Here is a 15,893-nt window from a genome sequence, read left to right as displayed (position 1 = left end):
GCCCGATGAATACAAAGATTGATCATTTGCTTCGAGCCGGCTTTGAATTGAAGGCTTCAGATATCCATATTACCGTCGGTGTGCCGCCCATCATGCGCTTGAATGGCGAGCTAAAGAAGTATGGCAAAGAAGAGCTGCGCCCAGAGGATACGGAAGGAATGGCCAAGTCCATCATTCCCGAGAATATGTGGAAACAGCTAAAGGAAAAAGGGGAGCTGGATTTTTCTTACGGAATTCCCGGTGTCTCCAGGTTCAGGATTAACACCTATTTTCAGCGCTCCTGTATTGCCATGGCTATCAGGATTGTCCCGACAAGGATTCCGACCATTGAAGAGCTGAAGCTTCCGGATACGTTAAAAAAGATTACCGAGAAGCCGCAGGGGCTTGTGCTTGTGACTGGGCCTACTGGAAGCGGGAAATCAACAACGCTTGCCTCCATGATTCAATATATGAACCATACAATGAGGAAGCATATCATTACACTAGAAGATCCTATTGAATATTTGCACAAGCATCAAAACTGCATCATTGACCAGCGTGAGGTCGGCTTTGATACAAATAACTTCGCCAATGGGCTGCGGGCGGCACTGAGACAGGATCCGGATGTTATATTAGTCGGCGAAATGAGGGATCTTGAAACAATCCATACGGCCATTACGGCAGCAGAAACGGGTCACCTTGTTTTCGGCACACTCCATACCTCAAGCGCTCCATCAACGATTGATAGAATCATTGATGTCTTCGAGCCTGCACAGCAGGCGCAGGTCAGGATTCAGCTTGCCTCCGTGCTCGTGTCGATTGTATCGCAGAGGCTGTTCCCGACAGTGGACAAAAAGGGACGGAGAGCAGCAACGGAAATACTTGTCAACAACTCAGCGGTAGCCAACCTGATTCGAAACGAAAAAATCCATCAGATTGTGAATATCATGCAAACATCACGGGCCCAGGGCATGCATACATTGGATAGTGATATCAAAGAGCTTTTGACAGCAGGAGTTATTTCAAAGGAAAGTGCATTTTCATTTTTGCAGGATAAGGTGGAGTAAATGGCACGCTTTAAATATACAGGCCGCGACAAAAGCGGCAAGAAATCAGGGATCATCACAGCCCAGTCAAAGCGCGAAGCCATCCAGAAACTGAAGGATGACGGAGTCAGGGTGGTTGAGATGACACTTGTTCCAGAAACCTTCCTCACAAGGGAAATTACGATTGGAAATCCTGTGAAGCTGCAGCATTTCGTCATATATCTGCGCCAGTTCTCCACTTTGCTGCGTGCAGGGGTTTCAGTAGTGGAATCTACTAATATCTTATCTTCACAAACCGAAAGCAAGCATTTAAGAAAGGCTCTGCAAAGCATTGAACAAGAGCTTAGAGATGGAAATCCGCTGTCACAGGCGGCTTCTCAGCACAAAAACATCTTCACGGCCATGTTCATCAATATGGTGAGGGCAGGGGAAGCAGGAGGAAACATGGATGAAACACTGGAGCGCCTGGCCGATCATTATGAAAAGCAGCATAGCACACGCCAGAAAATCCAGTCAGCCATGGCATATCCGACTGTTGTGGCATTCATCGCGATTTTTGTTGTCATCTTCCTATTAAAATCAGTGGTGCCGACATTTGCGGATATGTTCAAGGACTTTGGCGGACAGCTGCCTCCGATTACCCAATTTGTGCTGAACAGCAGTGCGTTCATGCAGAAGGCCTGGTACCTGATTATTTTATTCTTCGTGCTGATGGCTATATTGATCATTTATATTAAGAAAAATAAAACTACCAAGTATTATTATGATTATTTCTTTTTAAGGGTCCCAATCTTCGGCAAGATGATGCAAAAAGCCGTGCTGGCCAGGATGACAAGGACACTAAGCTCACTGTTCACAAGCTCTGTGCCGATTCTTCAGGCCATGACAATCGTGGATCAGGTGGTGGAAAACGAAGTGATTGGCGGAGTGATCCGAAAATCCCGCGATTCGCTTGAAAGGGGACAATCTCTAACAGATCCGATGAGGGATCACTGGGCCTTTCCGCCCCTTGTCACACAGATGATCGCCATCGGTGAACAAACCGGTGCGCTTGATGCCATGCTATCAAAGGTAGCCGACTTTTATGAAAAAGAAGTAGAGAACAGCACGGACCAATTAAAATCATTGATTGAGCCCATCATGATTGTCGTGCTCGCTGGAATCGTAGGAACCATCGTCATTTCCATCATGGTTCCAATGTTCGAAATCTATAATCAAGTAGGAAAATAGAAGCACATTATCCGACAAAAAATGAATATCTCTTTTTAGAAAAATATAGTATATTGTAGAATAAGTAGTAAAAAAGTAGGAAAATAGGAAAATAGGAGGAATTATGTATGAATTTTATTAAAAAGCACCTTAAAAACGAGAAGGGATTAACCCTGATAGAGCTTTTGGCAGTTGTTGTAATCCTTGGAATCATCGCAGCTATCGCCATTCCGAGCATCGGCGGCTTGATTGATAACTCTAAGAAGGATGCACATGCTGGAAATGCACAGCAGATGATTAACTCTGCTAAACTCTGGGTTTCTGCACATAGTACTGATGATACCTTTACTGGATCGAAAAACTTGACTTTAAAAGATATGTACGATGACAACCTGCTCGATACTATTGATGATCCTGACGGCGGTACTTATTCTCAAACTGGCTCTTTTGTAGCAATAGCTAAAAGTGGGAATGCCTATACTTATACGGTCACATTAACTAATAGTACAAGAGGAGTCTTTGCTAAAACTGGAAAAATGACTAGAAGTAAGGTTACAGAGGTAGCTAAGCCGTAATATGAGACTAAAGCTAATACTAAAACTTCGTGAAAGAATTACTACAATATTAGATTTTAACTCAAAGGATAACCTATGACTCTATTACTGCTAGCATGTTTCATACTTGGCACAATACTCGGTTCCTTCTACAACGTAGTAGGACTGAGCGTGCCGGTCAAGAGACCATTTGCTAACCGGCGTTCTGCCTGCCCGATCTGCGGCAGGACGCTTACGCCAATAGAATTGGTGCCAGTGCTTTCATATGTGATTCAGGGGGGAAGATGCCGCGGCTGCAAGTCGCGCATTTCTCCGCTTTATCCGATTGTCGAGTTCCTGACAGGGATGCTGTTTGCGGCTTCTCCGTTATTGCTTGGCTGGACATATGAAGTGTTTGTGGCCTGGACATTGATTTCTTTATTAATGATTATCTTTGTAAGTGACATCCGCTATATGCTGATCCCTGATAAAATACTGCTGTTTTTTGCAGTTGTTTTTTTGTTTATACGCATATTCATTCCGCTGCATCCGTGGTGGGACCCGCTGCTTGGGGCCGTGTGCGGATTTGGTTTGCTTTTGTTTATCGCAATTATCAGCAGGGGAGGAATGGGAGGCGGCGATATCAAGCTGTTTGGCCTGCTGGGCTTCATTCTAGGGCTAAAGCTTGTTCTTCTTGCTTTTATCTTCTCCACCTTTTACGGAGCCGTAATCGGCATTGCCGGTTTGCTGACAGGAGTGGTTAAGAGGAAGAATCCGATCCCGTTTGGCCCTTTCATTGTATTTGGAACACTTACAGCTTATTTTTATGGAGATGCCATCTTGAGCTGGTATCTGCAATTTTTAACTTCATCATGAATTTGATAGTAAGGAGTATTCTGCATGTCTTTATCCTTTTTTACCGGTAAAAATCGGATCGTCAACCTTGTTATGAAGGACCATGCGATCCGTTTTGTTGAATTTAAACAGACTAATCCTCCGGTCGTTTCAGCGTGCGGAGAACATTATTTGCCTTCAGGAATCATCAAAGATGGAAAAATTATGGATTATGGGACATTGCAGAATATCCTGGAGCAATGTCTGGATGAATGGAAGCTATCAAAGCGGGAGGTCCGGTTTTTAGTTCCGGACCCTTTTGTTGTAATCCGCAAGCTATCCATTCCAAAGGATATCAAAGATGACGAAATTGAAGGGTATTTATACCTTGAACTTGGAACAAGCATTCACCTGCCGTTTGAAGATCCTGTATTTGATGCAGTTGTGCTGGGAGAATCAGAAGAAAAACGCGAGATTCTGCTTTTTGCAGCTCCCGAAGAAATTGTTTCCGAATATAGCGGACTTCTTGAGGAAAGTAAATTAAGGCCGATTGCTGCAGACATCTCTGCACTTGCACTGTACCGGCTTTACTTTCTGGATGAGCGTGCCCGCGCGAAAAAAGGGGCTGTCATGCTGCTTCAGTTTGATTTGCTGACGGTGAATGCCAGCATTTTTGCTGATAACAAGCCGATTTTCATGCGGCATATTCCGGTCTCTGGAGATATAGATGACTGGGAACAAGGCATGTCGCGCCTCGGAAATGCCGAGCTTGTATATGGGGGACAAAAAGAACAGTACTTTCAAACCTTTGAAGATTCCTTCACAGAGATTGAAAGAGTGCTGGATTTTTATAAATACTCTTTAAATGAAGCACAAGAGGATATTTCAGAAATCGTAATCTGCGGCGACCATCCGTATCTTGATGACATTATTTCAAGGCTTGAAAATCGTGTGGCAGCATCCGTCATCAAGCTTTCCAGAGAGTTAAATGATCCGGAACAAAACGGGCTTTTGGCTCCTTCCTACTATGCGGCCGCAGGGCTCGCTCTTAAAGGGGTGAGATGATGCTCGCAGAAATTAACCTGCTTCCTAAAAGAGAAACAAAGAGTCTCGCCTTTTTATTGATTATCATTGTGTTTGTTGTTCTTCTGGCAATCGGCACTACTGTAATTTACTTTCAGCACCAGGCGAAGGAGCAGAATTTGAACAGCATCCAAAGCCAAACTCAGCAAACAAAACAAACGATAGCCGCAGAACAGCAAAGGGCCATCACAATCCAGGATGCCAATTCAGCATCGCAAATGAAAAGCATGGTGGACTGGGCAGAAACATACCCGGTGAAAACAGTACCAGTGATGAAGAAGCTGATTTCCAAGCTTCCAGAACGGGGATTTTTCCGTGAGTTTGCTTATACAGAAGATGGAACCATCTTGGTTACGGTTCAATTCGATACATCGAGTGATGCGGCATATTATCTCAACGACCTGACAAAGTTAAAGATGCTGTCAGAAGCAAAAATGAACTCATTAAAAGTTGAAAATCCAGAGGATGAAAAAACCACTGTCAGCAATGAAACGAATTCTGATGGAACGGCGAAGGATCAAACAATGGAGAATGTCCCTTTCCTGCCGCGTTATTTGGTTGTTTATGAAGTTAAACTGGATGCTGAATATGCTAAAAAAGAAGTATCCGAGGAAACTGAAAGCGTGTCTGATGAAGGAGGGGCTGCAAAGTGAATCTTCGTTTAAACAAAAAACAGGGATTTCTGCTGTTTGCAGCCATTTTAGCCGGCTCTCTCCTGCTTGTGGGATTGTACTTCTGGCGGATCTATCCTTTGGATTCAAAAACAAAGCTTGCACAAAATGATTTAAACACACAGCAAAAGATGCTCGAAATGATGGGCACGAATTCTGTACAAACCAAAAAAGAAGCATTTGCAGCTACCACTGAGCTGCAAAAACGTCTTCCGGTAAAAGCCTCTGTTCAGCAGCTGATGCTGGATTTTGAAAAAGCCGAGGTGGTTTCTAAAAGCTTCATAACGGACATGGAATTTAAGGATGAAGCCGACCCCACTGGCACAGCTGCAGTACAGGCACCGCCTTCACAATCCCAGCAGCAGGAAAAGGCAGTCAGCGATGCAGCCAGTTCATCAGAAAATAAAAATGCAGCAGCCAGCAATTCCGCTAACACGGCCGCTGCCCAGCCGGGAAGTACAAATACGGGATCAGATACCGAAATTCTTCCGTCTGGCGTCCAGAAAGTAACGGTCGTAATCAAGGCCCAGTCTCCCGATTATTTTGGTATGGAACGATTTTTGGCTTCATTAGAGTCCATGGAGAGAATAGTAAGGATAGAAAATCTTAAGTTTATAGGTTCAAAGGAAATTTCTTCTGTCACCCAGGCAGCTGCGCCGATTGTTTATGAACTGACTGTTTCTGCCTATTATTCTCCAGGTCTTAAGGATCTTCAAGATCAGTCTCCGAAAATGGAATCACCTCAGCCGAGTGAAAAGGCAAATCCTTTCAATGATTTCCCTGACTCTGCGGGTGAGGGTACTGAAGCATCTAGTAGTTCTGCCGGTAATCAGCCATGATACATCCGGCAAAAGGCAGCATGCTGGATGAAAAGGGGCTGACACTGATTGAGCTGCTGGCTGTCGTCGTAATTCTTGGAATCATAGCGGCAATTGCTGTTCCTTCCATTGCGGGGATTATCCAGCATTCAAAAACGAATGCCTTTGTTTCAAATGCACAATCTGCAAAAGAAGCTGCAGGGTTTTATTTGAAGGATAAAGTTATGCAAGAAGAAACAATCCCTGAGAAAATCACCTATAAAGAGCTGGTAGAACATGATTATCTGGATGAAATCCGTGATCCTGATACAGGCGGTCTTTGGGATGCTGACACCAATCTTTCTTTTATTGCTGTAGAAGATTCAAAAGCTAAAGCGGTTTGCCTTCTTGGCGAAAAGCGGCAGCTTTGCGGCAAAAAAGGCAGCACATCAAAAGAGGCGCTGCCCTTTCTTGGACTGTCCGCAGATGATGTGACAGAAAACCCCTGAAAAATATGACGAACGCTAATGATAACAAGACGACAAAAGTCTTGTTATTTTTTTTTGCCTCTATGATAGGATGGAAAAAAAGAACGAGAAGGGGGGATGATAGAGATGGACAAGACTGATGAAAGGCGAAAAGGCATTACGATAAAAATAAACGGAAAAGAAAAATCATTCATCCATAGAGAGTCCGATCTACCCGGTCCTGAAATTGCTGCGGCAGCGGAAAAAACGGAGGACAGCTTTGAATGGATCCTGCCTGAGGATTATGGAAATCATGATGAAATCACTACGGGAAAAACGAAGGAAGGAAAAGCGCTGATCCTTTCCCATCATAATAAACCCGGGGGGAAGACTAAAAGAAGCTTTATGATGAAAGCCCCGCTGGTTTCTATTATTTGTGCAGTACTCTGCGGCTCGCTGCTTGGTTTTATTGTATTGAAAATGATTACTGCAAATCAGGGTGCCAAAAGCATACAGCCGGCCATTCAGGGTACTGCAGTTCCTGTGAGCGGGAAGGCAAGCGCTGCACTGCCTGAATTAAAGGCGTATTTGGTGCAGGGGGGGATTTTTTCAAGTGAGGCAGCTGCAAAGGGCATTCAGCAAAGGGTAGCCCAAAAACAGATTCCATCAGAAATATTCAAAAGGAAGGACGGCTATTATCTTTTTCTTGGAACGGCAGAAAGCCTTGATGAAAGCAAGAAGCTGGCATTATTCTTAAAAAGCTACGGAGCTGATGTATTCTGGAAGGAAGTAGACATCAAGCAGGGATCTGAAAAAATGGACAGCACATCTGCAGCTGGTCTAAAAGAGATGGTTTCTCTCTATCATCTTCTGTCTGGCTCTTCTTCTAAAAATCTGATTGGTGATAAGTCAGCAGCAAACAGTGAAACATGGGCAAAGAAAACCGCAGCCGTCAAAAATCTGGCAAAGAATCCGGCCACCGACGAAATGAAGAGTGATGTTTTATCCGCTGCTGAACTTCTGAAGCAATATGAAACCTCCAGGCAAACCTCCCAGCTTCTTCAGGCACAGGGAAAATTGCTGTCGTTTTTAGCCGGGTACCAAAAAACATCTGGAAGCTAATTGTCGGGATATGCGTATTTTCCGGGAAATATAACAAAACTTCTGCCATTATAGACATAAAGTATTACATTCGGGTGAATTCTAAACGTTGGAAACTTGTTTGGCAGCAGATTGTGCCGGCAAAGATTTCTTATCGTTTAGAATTCTTTTTTTGTCAGAGATTGTTAGATGATGAAGAATTTGATACGATAGGAAATGTATCTCCCTAAATATGCTTTTGTAAGGTAAGGTGTACACCATGAAAGATTTAATTTTAGCTTCTTCATCACCGCGTCGAAAAGAACTTCTCAATTTTCTTCAGATTCCATTTCAAAGTGTACCTTCTAACATTGATGAAACCATTGAGCCAGGCACTTCAGCTGCTGAAGCTGTGAAAGATCTGGCGTATCGCAAAGCTGCCGAGATATCAGGGGATTATCATGATCATTGCATCATCGGTTCTGATACGGTGGTTTCCCTTAATGGCGAGATCCTCGGGAAACCAACTGGGCGGGAAGACGCAAAGCGTATGCTTCAAAGCTTGTCCGGCAGCACACATACCGTGCATACTGGTGTTGCCATCATGCATGGAACTCGCAGCACAGTGTTTTCAGAAAGCACAGAAGTCGTTTTTTGGGAACTGTCAGATGATGAAATTGAAAATTATCTGGACAGCGGAGAACCTTTTGATAAGGCAGGCAGCTATGGGATCCAAGGATTTGGCTCTCTGCTGGTCAAAGAAATACACGGTGATTATTTCACAGTCGTAGGATTGCCTGTTTCAAGGCTGGCGAGAGAATTAAAAGCCTTTCAAAAAAAATTGACAACATAGAACATTTTTTTCGATTTCCTGACAATCTTCCCTCATAATAGAAAGGAAGGACAGGATTGCTATGACTAAAATGCTGATCAAAGATTTTCCGAAAGATGAAAGACCACGTGAACGCTTTTTGCAGGAAGGGCCAAGAAGCCTGTCCAATCAGGAACTGCTGGCTCTTTTGCTGAGAACAGGGACGAGGGATCAATCTGTCCTGCAGCTTTCCAATAAGCTGATCAGCACCTTTGAAGGGTTGAGGCTTTTAAAGGATGCATCCATCGAAGAAATCACGGCTATTAAGGGAATCGGAGCGGCAAAGGCCATTCAGATTCTTGCATCAGTGGAACTTGGCAGGAGAATAAGCTCGCTGAACTACCATGACCGCTATGTCATCCGCACACCGGAAGACTGTGCGAATTACTGCATGGACGAAATGCGTTTCCTTTCTCAGGAACACTTCGTTTGCCTGTATCTGAATACGAAAAATCAGGTCCTCCATAAGCAAACCGTTTTCATAGGCAGCCTCAATGCCTCAATTGTCCATCCGCGCGAGGTATTCAAGGAAGCCTTCCGCCGTTCGGCGGCCTCTATCATTTGTCTCCATAACCATCCTTCAGGTGACCCCGCTCCCAGCAGGGAAGATATTGAGGTAACAAAAAGATTGTCTGAATGCGGGAAAATCATCGGGATCGACATCCTGGACCATATTATTATCGGAGAACAGAAATTTGTGAGTTTAAAGGAAAAAGGTTATTTATGACACTATCAAAATTCTCCAGGATAGGCTATAATATGGTTTGTGATTTTTGCAGGAAATTCTTGTCTTAGAGAGACTATTTCCATTAATAATGTTAACTATAATCTTACTATAAAAAAGTATATTGTTTTACGAAAGGGAGATACTTCAATGTTTGGAATTGGTGCAAGAGATCTTGGAATCGACTTAGGAACAGCTAATACGCTGGTTTATGTAAAAGGTAAAGGCATTGTTGTAAGAGAACCTTCCGTCGTGGCTTTGCAGACAGATACAAAGCAAATCGTCGCTGTCGGAAATGATGCGAAAAATATGATCGGACGTACTCCCGGAAATGTTGTTGCCCTTCGCCCGATGAAGGACGGCGTTATTGCTGATTATGAAACAACGGCTACTATGATGAAGTACTATATTAATGAAGCACAGAAAAAAGGCGTATTCGGCAGCAAGCCATATGTCATGGTCTGCGTTCCTTCAGGTATTACAGCGGTTGAGCAGCGTGCAGTCATTGATGCAACAAGACAGGCAGGTGCACGTGACGCCTATCCGATTGAAGAGCCGTTTGCAGCTGCAATCGGTGCAAACCTTCCCGTATGGGAGCCTACAGGCAGCATGGTAGTGGATATCGGCGGCGGAACGACAGAGGTTGCCATTATTTCACTTGGCGGCATCGTGACAAGCCAGTCCATCCGTATTGCAGGGAACGAAATGGATGATGCGATTATCAGTTATATCCGCAAAAATTATAACCTGATGATCGGAGACCGCACAGCAGAAAACATTAAGATGGAAATCGGTTCTGCAGGTGAAATAGACGGAATTGATAACATGGAAATCCGCGGACGCGATCTTTTGACAGGACTTCCGAAAACGATTGAAATTACGGCTAAGGAAATTTCTTCTGCACTTCGCGATACAGTGTATGCTATCGTGGATTCTGTGAAAAACACACTGGAGAAAACACCTCCTGAGCTTGCAGCTGATATTATGGACCGCGGCATCGTCCTGACTGGCGGAGGAGCTCTTCTTCGCAATTTGGATAAAGTCATCAGTGAAGAAACGAAAATGCCGGTACTTATCGCAGAAAATCCGCTTGACTGTGTGGCAATCGGAACAGGAAAAGCCCTTGATCATATTCATTTATTTAAAACAAAATCAAAGGATTCAAGCAGATACTGAGCCTGAGTCTTGATAAATAAGGAATCAGTGATGTCAGACTTGTGCTGGCATTGCTTATTTTCCTGTGAAAAAACGAACGCTGCCCTGCTGTCTGTTTTTTTATTTCTATCTGAAAATGCAGGCTGGCTGACGGGCAAAGTCGGAAAAACGATAGAGGTGCAAATTTTCCATGCCACAATTTTTCTTTAATAAAAGGCTCATTTTATTACTTGTAAGCATCATCATTCTCGTGGCATTGATTGGCTTTTCGTTAAGAGAAAGAAGCAAATTAACCTGGCCGGAACAGTTTTTAAAGGATACATCAGGATTCTTTGAGAATATTTTCGATAAACCTGTATCAGCGGTTTCCGGATTATTCTCTAATGTCAGCGATCTTCAGCATACATACGACGAAAACAAAAGGCTTAAATCACGTCTGGACGAATATGTGCAAATCAAAACAGAGGTCCAGGCGCTTGAAAAGGAAAATAAGGATCTTCGTAAGATCATCGGGAAAGAAGATGATCTTCGGAAATTTTCGCCTATCCAGGCGACTGTCATTGGCCGCAATCCGTCACGCTGGCATGAAATGATCACGATCAACCAAGGAAAGCTGCAGGGTGTCGAGAAGGATATGGCGGTCGTTACAGCTGAAGGTCTCATCGGTAAAGTGAAAAGTGCCAATAACTTTACTTCATCTGTCCAGCTTTTGACATCCATTGATCCCGAAAACAGGATATCTGCCATTGTCCAGGGTGACAAAGATGCGTATGGCGTAATAGAAGGCTATGATAATAAACGCGATCTGCTTCTCATGAAGCGGATACCATATGATAAGAAAATCAAGAAGAATTCGAATGTTATCACATCCGGATTTGGCGGCGTGTTCCCGAGCGGACAGCTGATCGGGAAAGTCGTCGATGTAAAGATCGACCAATATGGATTGAACCAGACTGCATATATCGAGCCTTCAACGGACTTTTATGATATTAATAATGTCATGGTTTTAAAAAGAGATGTGCGGGGGGCTGAATAAGTGAAACGTTTTATCCTTCCCCTTGCAGCCCTGGTTTTTTTTATATTTGAGAGTTTGCTGGCCAATTTGTTTGCCGGGCATGTTTTTGGGAGCGAAAAAATTTTCGTTCCCCGTTTTATCTTGATTTTCATTGCTTTCCTGACAATTTACGGTTCAAGAAGAATGGGTATGATTTACGCATTTTTCATGGGACTTGCCTATGATGTGGTGTATACTGAGATATTGGGAGTTTACATGTATACACTCCCTGCTCTAGCCTACCTGATCAGCAAGGCGATGAAAGTGCTTCAGGCGAATTTGATCATTACTATTTTTGTGACGATTTTTTCAGTGGCAGTACTGGAATTTGTCGATTATGAAATTAACTTTTTGATTCATTTTACAAAAATGGGCTTCAGCGAATTTGTTTCTGTCAGATTATGGCCGACCTTGCTGCTCAATCTGATTTTCCTGATCATCTTCTCACTGCCGCTTAAAGCAATGGTTGAAAAGCTGAAGCTGGACGAAGAAATAGAATAGGACCAGTTCCTCCCTGCTGCTTGAGCAGGGCTTGGGCCTTTAATTTTCAATATACTTAGAAAAAGGAAATTTATCCGGGCATGTCGAATTATACTTCATTGAGGTGAAACAGGCGTCATGAATAAAAGAATACCGCAAAATGTTATGATTAAAGGCACAAAGGACGGGCTCACGCTGCATCTCGATGATTCGTGCTCCTTTTCTGAGTTATTGAAAGAGCTTGAAACAAAGATTTCTGCTAATTATCAGTTCCAGGAAAATGACCCGTTAATTGCCGTGAAGGTACACACAGGCAATCGCTATTTAACTGAAATACAGCAAGAAGAAATAAAAGACCTGATACGCAAAAAAAAGAAGCTTGTAGTGGACGAAATTGTCTCCAATGTCATGACAAAGGCCGAGGCATCACAGTGGAAAGAAGAAAACCAGATCGAGACGATCGTCAGGATGGTCCGGTCAGGACAGGTTCTTAAAGTCACTGGAGATTTACTGCTTGTCGGTGATGTGAATCCTGGAGGAACGGTTGCAGCCGGGGGAAACATCTATATTATGGGCACATTAAAAGGCATTGCTCACGCCGGGTGCAACGGCAACAGTGAAGCAGTGGTGACGGCCTCTGTTATGAAGCCGGCACAGCTGAGAATCGGCAGCTCCGTGAACCGCGGCCCAGACCAGTATACGGAGGACGGGCATGCCATGGAATGTGCATTCATTGATGACGACGGACACATTATAGTAGATAAACTGCAAGTCTTAAAGAAACATAGACCTAATTTAGATAGTTTTGAAGGGGGACTCTAATTGTGGGAGAGGCTATAGTTATTACATCCGGCAAGGGCGGAGTAGGAAAAACGACAACATCCGCCAATTTAGGAACCTCGCTGGCTCTGCTTGGCAAAAAGGTGTGCCTGATAGACACTGACATCGGCCTGCGCAATTTGGATGTTGTCATGGGCCTTGAAAACCGGATCATTTATGATTTGGTTGATGTAGTGGAAGGCCGCTGCAAAATTCATCAGGCGCTTGTAAAAGATAAGCGCTTTGACGATTTGCTGTATCTTTTGCCGGCTGCCCAAACGAGCGATAAGTCCGCCGTCAGCCCTGAGCAAATGAAAACGCTTGTTACAGAGCTGAAGCAGGATTATGATTACATTGTCATCGACTGCCCTGCTGGAATTGAACAGGGCTTTAAGAATGCCATTGCAGGTGCTGACCGGGCAATTGTGGTTACAACGCCGGAAACCTCTGCAGTGCGTGATGCAGACAGAATCATCGGCCTTTTGGAAAAGGAAGAAACCATCGAGGCGCCAAAGCTTGTGATTAACCGGATCCGCAGCCATATGCTGAAAAACGGTGAAATGCTTGATATAGATGAAATCACGACACACTTATCCATCGACTTGATCGGAATCGTGGTGGATGATGACCAGGTGATCAAAGCATCCAATGAGGGAGAGCCGATTGCGCTTGACCCGAATAACCGTGCATCAATCGCCTACCGCAATATTGCAAGAAGAATCCTTGGTGAATCTGTGCCATTGAACCCGCTTGAATCCGAACCAAAAGGATTCATGGCAAAAATCAAGAAAATATTTGTCGGAAGATAGTAAAGAGTGCGGGAATTACATTCCGCGCTCTTTTTTTTTTGCCGGATATGTGGAAGGGCGAGGGTGCATTTATGTGTTTGTTTCCATAAAAATGGATAATTGGTTCAATTAGCCCCCGCTTAGAGCCAAATCACCCTTCATTCGAGCGAATATCGCTGAGAGCAATGCAGATTTTATCAAGCTGCCTATTTTGCTGAGTTTTTATGGAAATGACTCGCGTGGATCTTAAATTTTGTAAGAAAATAGATTCATAATTAAGACATACCAAACATTTGATACGCTTTTTTGGCAAAACACTCAAGATTAGAGGAGCTTCCTCGATAAATGGCTGTAAATGCAAGGGTTTTTATATGAATATTTTCCAATAAAATGGATAATCGATTCAATTAAGCCCTAATTAGAGCCAAATCCCCCTCCATTCGAGCGAAATCCATCCCGATTAGAGCCAAATCCCGCTTCATTCGAGCGAAATCCACTTTAGCCTTTATTCTTTGACTCTTTGAGCGTAAGTGACGTGAGGCCTTCGTTCCAAAGCTCAAAGTTTACGAAAACCTCCGTCATAGTTTGGACAAGGAGCTCATAACATGGAGATAAAGAGCTTGAACTAAGCAGGGGGGAGCTGCCGGGATGAAGGACCGAAGAAGGGAAGTCCAGGAACGGATTGCGAAACGAAGGAAAATGAATGAAGCGAAAGCGGATGGGATTTGGCAGTCTTTTGATCACCAGGAAGAAATGCATGGATTTGAACGAGTGGCTGCCTATGATGGCGCAGGTCCGGAGAAAGATCATCCATTATTTAAGAAAGAGATTTTCTTTTTTAAGATCCTTGGGGCAGCTGTGCTGTTTCTGCTGATTGCTGTCATGTACAAGCATCCATCTTCCAAGCTTGATACGGCCCGCAGCTATGTGAAGGAAACAATGAATCATGACTTGCAGTTTGCGGCGATTTCCTCCTGGTATGAAGATAAATTCGGAAAACCGATCGCTTTTTTGCCTAAGGAAGATGCTGCAGGGGATAAAAAGACGATTGTAAGCAGGGAAGAGGCGCTTCCGGTTACAGGTAGAATCACGCAAAGCTTCCAGACAAACGGTGAAGGCATCATGCTTGAAACCGGAAAGGATTCAGCAGTTGATGCAATAAAAGAAGGGACCGTCACATTTGCCGGGGAAAAAGCGAATTTGGGCAAAACAGTGATCATCCAGCACACTGATAAAAGTGAATCCTGGTATGGCGGGCTTGAGAACATACAGGTGAAAGTCTATGATGCGGTTAAAAAAGGAAAAGAAATCGGACAGGTTTCACCTACAGAAGATGGTTCAAAGGGAACCTATTATTTAGCCATACGAAAAAACGATGCCTTCATCGATCCTAAAAAGGTGATAACCTTTGAATGAATACTTGAAGCTGCTTTTTAAAATCAACGTCCATCCTACCCTATGGATTGTTATGGGCATTAGTATCCTGACTGCTCATTTTACCTCAGTCATCATGCTATTTATGATTGTTTTCATTCATGAACTGGGACATGGGATCGCTGCTGCTCATTTTGATTGGCGGATCAAGTCCATCAAGCTGCTTCCTTTTGGTGGGGTACTTGAAACGGAGGAGCACGGAAACAAGACACTGAAGGAGGACCTGATTGTGACGCTCTCAGGGCCTATTCAGCATCTGTGGCTTGCGGGTGCTTCGTTTTTGCTGTATCAGGCATCTTTTTTATCATACGAAACGTATCAGCAGTTTTTTTATATGAATCTATCGCTTATGGTATTTAATCTGCTGCCAGTCTGGCCGCTTGATGGGGGAAAGCTGCTGTTCATGGGTGTATCTCTTTACAGGTCCTTTCTTGAGGCCCATCGCTTCACATTGATTTTTTCAGCGGCGTTTTCAGCTTTATCCGTGCTGCTGGTCACCCTGATCCAGCCATTCAGCTTAAATGTCCTGATCATTGCCGCATTTCTCGTTTTTTCGCTTGTGGTGGAGTGGAAGCAGCGCTATTATGCATTCATCAGGTTTCTCCTTGAGCGGTATTACGGAAGGGGCGGCAAGCCTGATATGCTGAAGCCGATAATTGTAGACGAAAATGAGGCCATTTATAAGGTGCTGGAAAAATTCCAAAGAGGCTGCAAGCACCCGATCATCATCACTAAAAATGGCCGGGAAAGCGGTTCTCTTGATGAAAATGAAATCCTGCATGCGTATTTTACCGATAAAATGACAAATGTAAAAATTGGCGAACTGTTATATTCCTATTAATTATGATATTCTTTCTTCAAATGAGCTG

The 15,893-nt window shown here is 43.8% G+C and carries 18 protein-coding genes; all 18 read left to right on the top strand.

Going from position 1 to position 15,893, the window contains the following annotated elements; all coding sequences use genetic code 11:
• The first annotated feature begins 5 nt into the window (after nucleotides 1-5).
• Nucleotides 6-1,046: a type IV pilus twitching motility protein PilT gene (locus tag BM126_RS11340; RefSeq protein ID WP_090989615.1), complete on the top strand. Its 1,041-nt coding sequence runs from the start codon at nucleotides 6-8 to the stop codon at nucleotides 1,044-1,046.
• Nucleotides 1,047-2,255, top strand: coding sequence for a type II secretion system F family protein (locus tag BM126_RS11335; protein WP_090989614.1), 1,209 nt, complete (start codon nucleotides 1,047-1,049; stop codon nucleotides 2,253-2,255).
• A 107-nt stretch (nucleotides 2,256-2,362) separates the two neighbouring features.
• Nucleotides 2,363-2,809: a type II secretion system protein gene (locus BM126_RS11330; protein WP_090989613.1), complete on the top strand. Its 447-nt coding sequence runs from the start codon at nucleotides 2,363-2,365 to the stop codon at nucleotides 2,807-2,809.
• 75 nt (nucleotides 2,810-2,884) lie between these two features.
• Entirely contained in the window at nucleotides 2,885-3,643 is a 759-nt protein-coding gene (locus BM126_RS11325) for a prepilin peptidase (RefSeq protein ID WP_090989612.1), read from the top strand.
• Between the two features lie 24 nt (nucleotides 3,644-3,667).
• Nucleotides 3,668-4,666, top strand: coding sequence for a type IV pilus biogenesis protein PilM (pilM, locus tag BM126_RS11320; protein ID WP_090989611.1), 999 nt, complete (start codon nucleotides 3,668-3,670; stop codon nucleotides 4,664-4,666).
• Nucleotides 4,666-5,337: a hypothetical protein gene (locus tag BM126_RS11315; RefSeq protein ID WP_090989610.1), complete on the top strand. Its 672-nt coding sequence runs from the start codon at nucleotides 4,666-4,668 to the stop codon at nucleotides 5,335-5,337. Before pilM ends, BM126_RS11315 begins: the two co-directional genes overlap by 1 nt.
• Nucleotides 5,334-6,194, top strand: a complete 861-nt coding sequence (locus BM126_RS11310) for a hypothetical protein (protein WP_090989609.1) — start codon at nucleotides 5,334-5,336, stop codon at nucleotides 6,192-6,194. Before BM126_RS11315 ends, BM126_RS11310 begins: the two co-directional genes overlap by 4 nt.
• Complete coding sequence (locus tag BM126_RS11305; RefSeq protein ID WP_090989608.1) at nucleotides 6,191-6,661, top strand: prepilin-type N-terminal cleavage/methylation domain-containing protein; 471 nt, start codon at nucleotides 6,191-6,193, stop codon at nucleotides 6,659-6,661. The genes BM126_RS11310 and BM126_RS11305 overlap by 4 nt, the downstream gene beginning before the upstream one ends.
• 105 nt (nucleotides 6,662-6,766) lie before the next feature.
• Nucleotides 6,767-7,741, top strand: a complete 975-nt coding sequence (locus tag BM126_RS11300; RefSeq protein WP_177201404.1) for an SPOR domain-containing protein — start codon at nucleotides 6,767-6,769, stop codon at nucleotides 7,739-7,741.
• A 238-nt stretch (nucleotides 7,742-7,979) separates the two neighbouring features.
• On the top strand, nucleotides 7,980-8,552 hold the full coding sequence (locus tag BM126_RS11295) for a Maf family protein (RefSeq protein WP_090989606.1): 573 nt from the start codon (nucleotides 7,980-7,982) through the stop codon (nucleotides 8,550-8,552).
• A gap of 61 nt (nucleotides 8,553-8,613) precedes the next feature.
• Nucleotides 8,614-9,297, top strand: coding sequence for a RadC family protein (radC, locus tag BM126_RS11290; RefSeq protein WP_090989605.1), 684 nt, complete (start codon nucleotides 8,614-8,616; stop codon nucleotides 9,295-9,297).
• 147 nt (nucleotides 9,298-9,444) lie between these two features.
• Nucleotides 9,445-10,470, top strand: coding sequence for a rod shape-determining protein (locus BM126_RS11285; RefSeq protein WP_090989604.1), 1,026 nt, complete (start codon nucleotides 9,445-9,447; stop codon nucleotides 10,468-10,470).
• Between the two features lie 169 nt (nucleotides 10,471-10,639).
• Nucleotides 10,640-11,485, top strand: a complete 846-nt coding sequence (gene mreC / locus BM126_RS11280; RefSeq protein ID WP_071350067.1) for a rod shape-determining protein MreC — start codon at nucleotides 10,640-10,642, stop codon at nucleotides 11,483-11,485.
• Nucleotides 11,486-12,004 (top strand): rod shape-determining protein MreD, encoded by a 519-nt coding sequence (gene mreD, locus BM126_RS11275; protein WP_090989603.1) that lies wholly within the window; start codon nucleotides 11,486-11,488, stop codon nucleotides 12,002-12,004. It begins immediately after the preceding gene.
• 117 nt (nucleotides 12,005-12,121) lie between these two features.
• Nucleotides 12,122-12,805, top strand: a complete 684-nt coding sequence (gene minC, locus BM126_RS11270; RefSeq protein ID WP_090989602.1) for a septum site-determining protein MinC — start codon at nucleotides 12,122-12,124, stop codon at nucleotides 12,803-12,805.
• 2 nt (nucleotides 12,806-12,807) lie between these two features.
• Nucleotides 12,808-13,611, top strand: coding sequence for a septum site-determining protein MinD (gene minD, locus BM126_RS11265; RefSeq protein WP_071350064.1), 804 nt, complete (start codon nucleotides 12,808-12,810; stop codon nucleotides 13,609-13,611).
• Between the two features lie 627 nt (nucleotides 13,612-14,238).
• A complete protein-coding gene (locus BM126_RS11260) occupies nucleotides 14,239-15,006 on the top strand; it encodes a M23 family metallopeptidase (protein ID WP_256213067.1) in 768 nt (255 codons plus the stop codon).
• Nucleotides 14,999-15,865: a M50 family metallopeptidase gene (locus BM126_RS11255; RefSeq protein ID WP_090989601.1), complete on the top strand. Its 867-nt coding sequence runs from the start codon at nucleotides 14,999-15,001 to the stop codon at nucleotides 15,863-15,865. Before BM126_RS11260 ends, BM126_RS11255 begins: the two co-directional genes overlap by 8 nt.
• Nucleotides 15,866-15,893: the final 28 nt, after the last annotated feature.

The sequence above is a fragment of the Bacillus sp. OV322 genome (assembly GCF_900112495.1).
GTDB lineage: Bacteria > Bacillota > Bacilli > Bacillales > DSM-1321 > Peribacillus.
Note: the sequence above shows the minus strand (reverse complement) of the source record. Positions and strands in the feature narration are given on the sequence as shown.

Coding starts and splice junctions, on each gene's coding strand:
- BM126_RS11340 (WP_090989615.1), top strand. CDS start 6: ATGAATACAAAGATTGATCATTTGCTTCGAGCCGGCTTTGAATTGAAG.
- BM126_RS11335 (WP_090989614.1), top strand. CDS start 1,047: ATGGCACGCTTTAAATATACAGGCCGCGACAAAAGCGGCAAGAAATCA.
- BM126_RS11330 (WP_090989613.1), top strand. CDS start 2,363: ATGAATTTTATTAAAAAGCACCTTAAAAACGAGAAGGGATTAACCCTG.
- BM126_RS11325 (WP_090989612.1), top strand. CDS start 2,885: ATGACTCTATTACTGCTAGCATGTTTCATACTTGGCACAATACTCGGT.
- pilM (WP_090989611.1), top strand. CDS start 3,668: ATGTCTTTATCCTTTTTTACCGGTAAAAATCGGATCGTCAACCTTGTT.
- BM126_RS11315 (WP_090989610.1), top strand. CDS start 4,666: ATGCTCGCAGAAATTAACCTGCTTCCTAAAAGAGAAACAAAGAGTCTC.
- BM126_RS11305 (WP_090989608.1), top strand. CDS start 6,191: ATGATACATCCGGCAAAAGGCAGCATGCTGGATGAAAAGGGGCTGACA.
- BM126_RS11300 (WP_177201404.1), top strand. CDS start 6,767: ATGGACAAGACTGATGAAAGGCGAAAAGGCATTACGATAAAAATAAAC.
- BM126_RS11295 (WP_090989606.1), top strand. CDS start 7,980: ATGAAAGATTTAATTTTAGCTTCTTCATCACCGCGTCGAAAAGAACTT.
- radC (WP_090989605.1), top strand. CDS start 8,614: ATGACTAAAATGCTGATCAAAGATTTTCCGAAAGATGAAAGACCACGT.
- BM126_RS11285 (WP_090989604.1), top strand. CDS start 9,445: ATGTTTGGAATTGGTGCAAGAGATCTTGGAATCGACTTAGGAACAGCT.
- mreC (WP_071350067.1), top strand. CDS start 10,640: ATGCCACAATTTTTCTTTAATAAAAGGCTCATTTTATTACTTGTAAGC.
- minC (WP_090989602.1), top strand. CDS start 12,122: ATGAATAAAAGAATACCGCAAAATGTTATGATTAAAGGCACAAAGGAC.
- BM126_RS11260 (WP_256213067.1), top strand. CDS start 14,239: ATGAAGGACCGAAGAAGGGAAGTCCAGGAACGGATTGCGAAACGAAGG.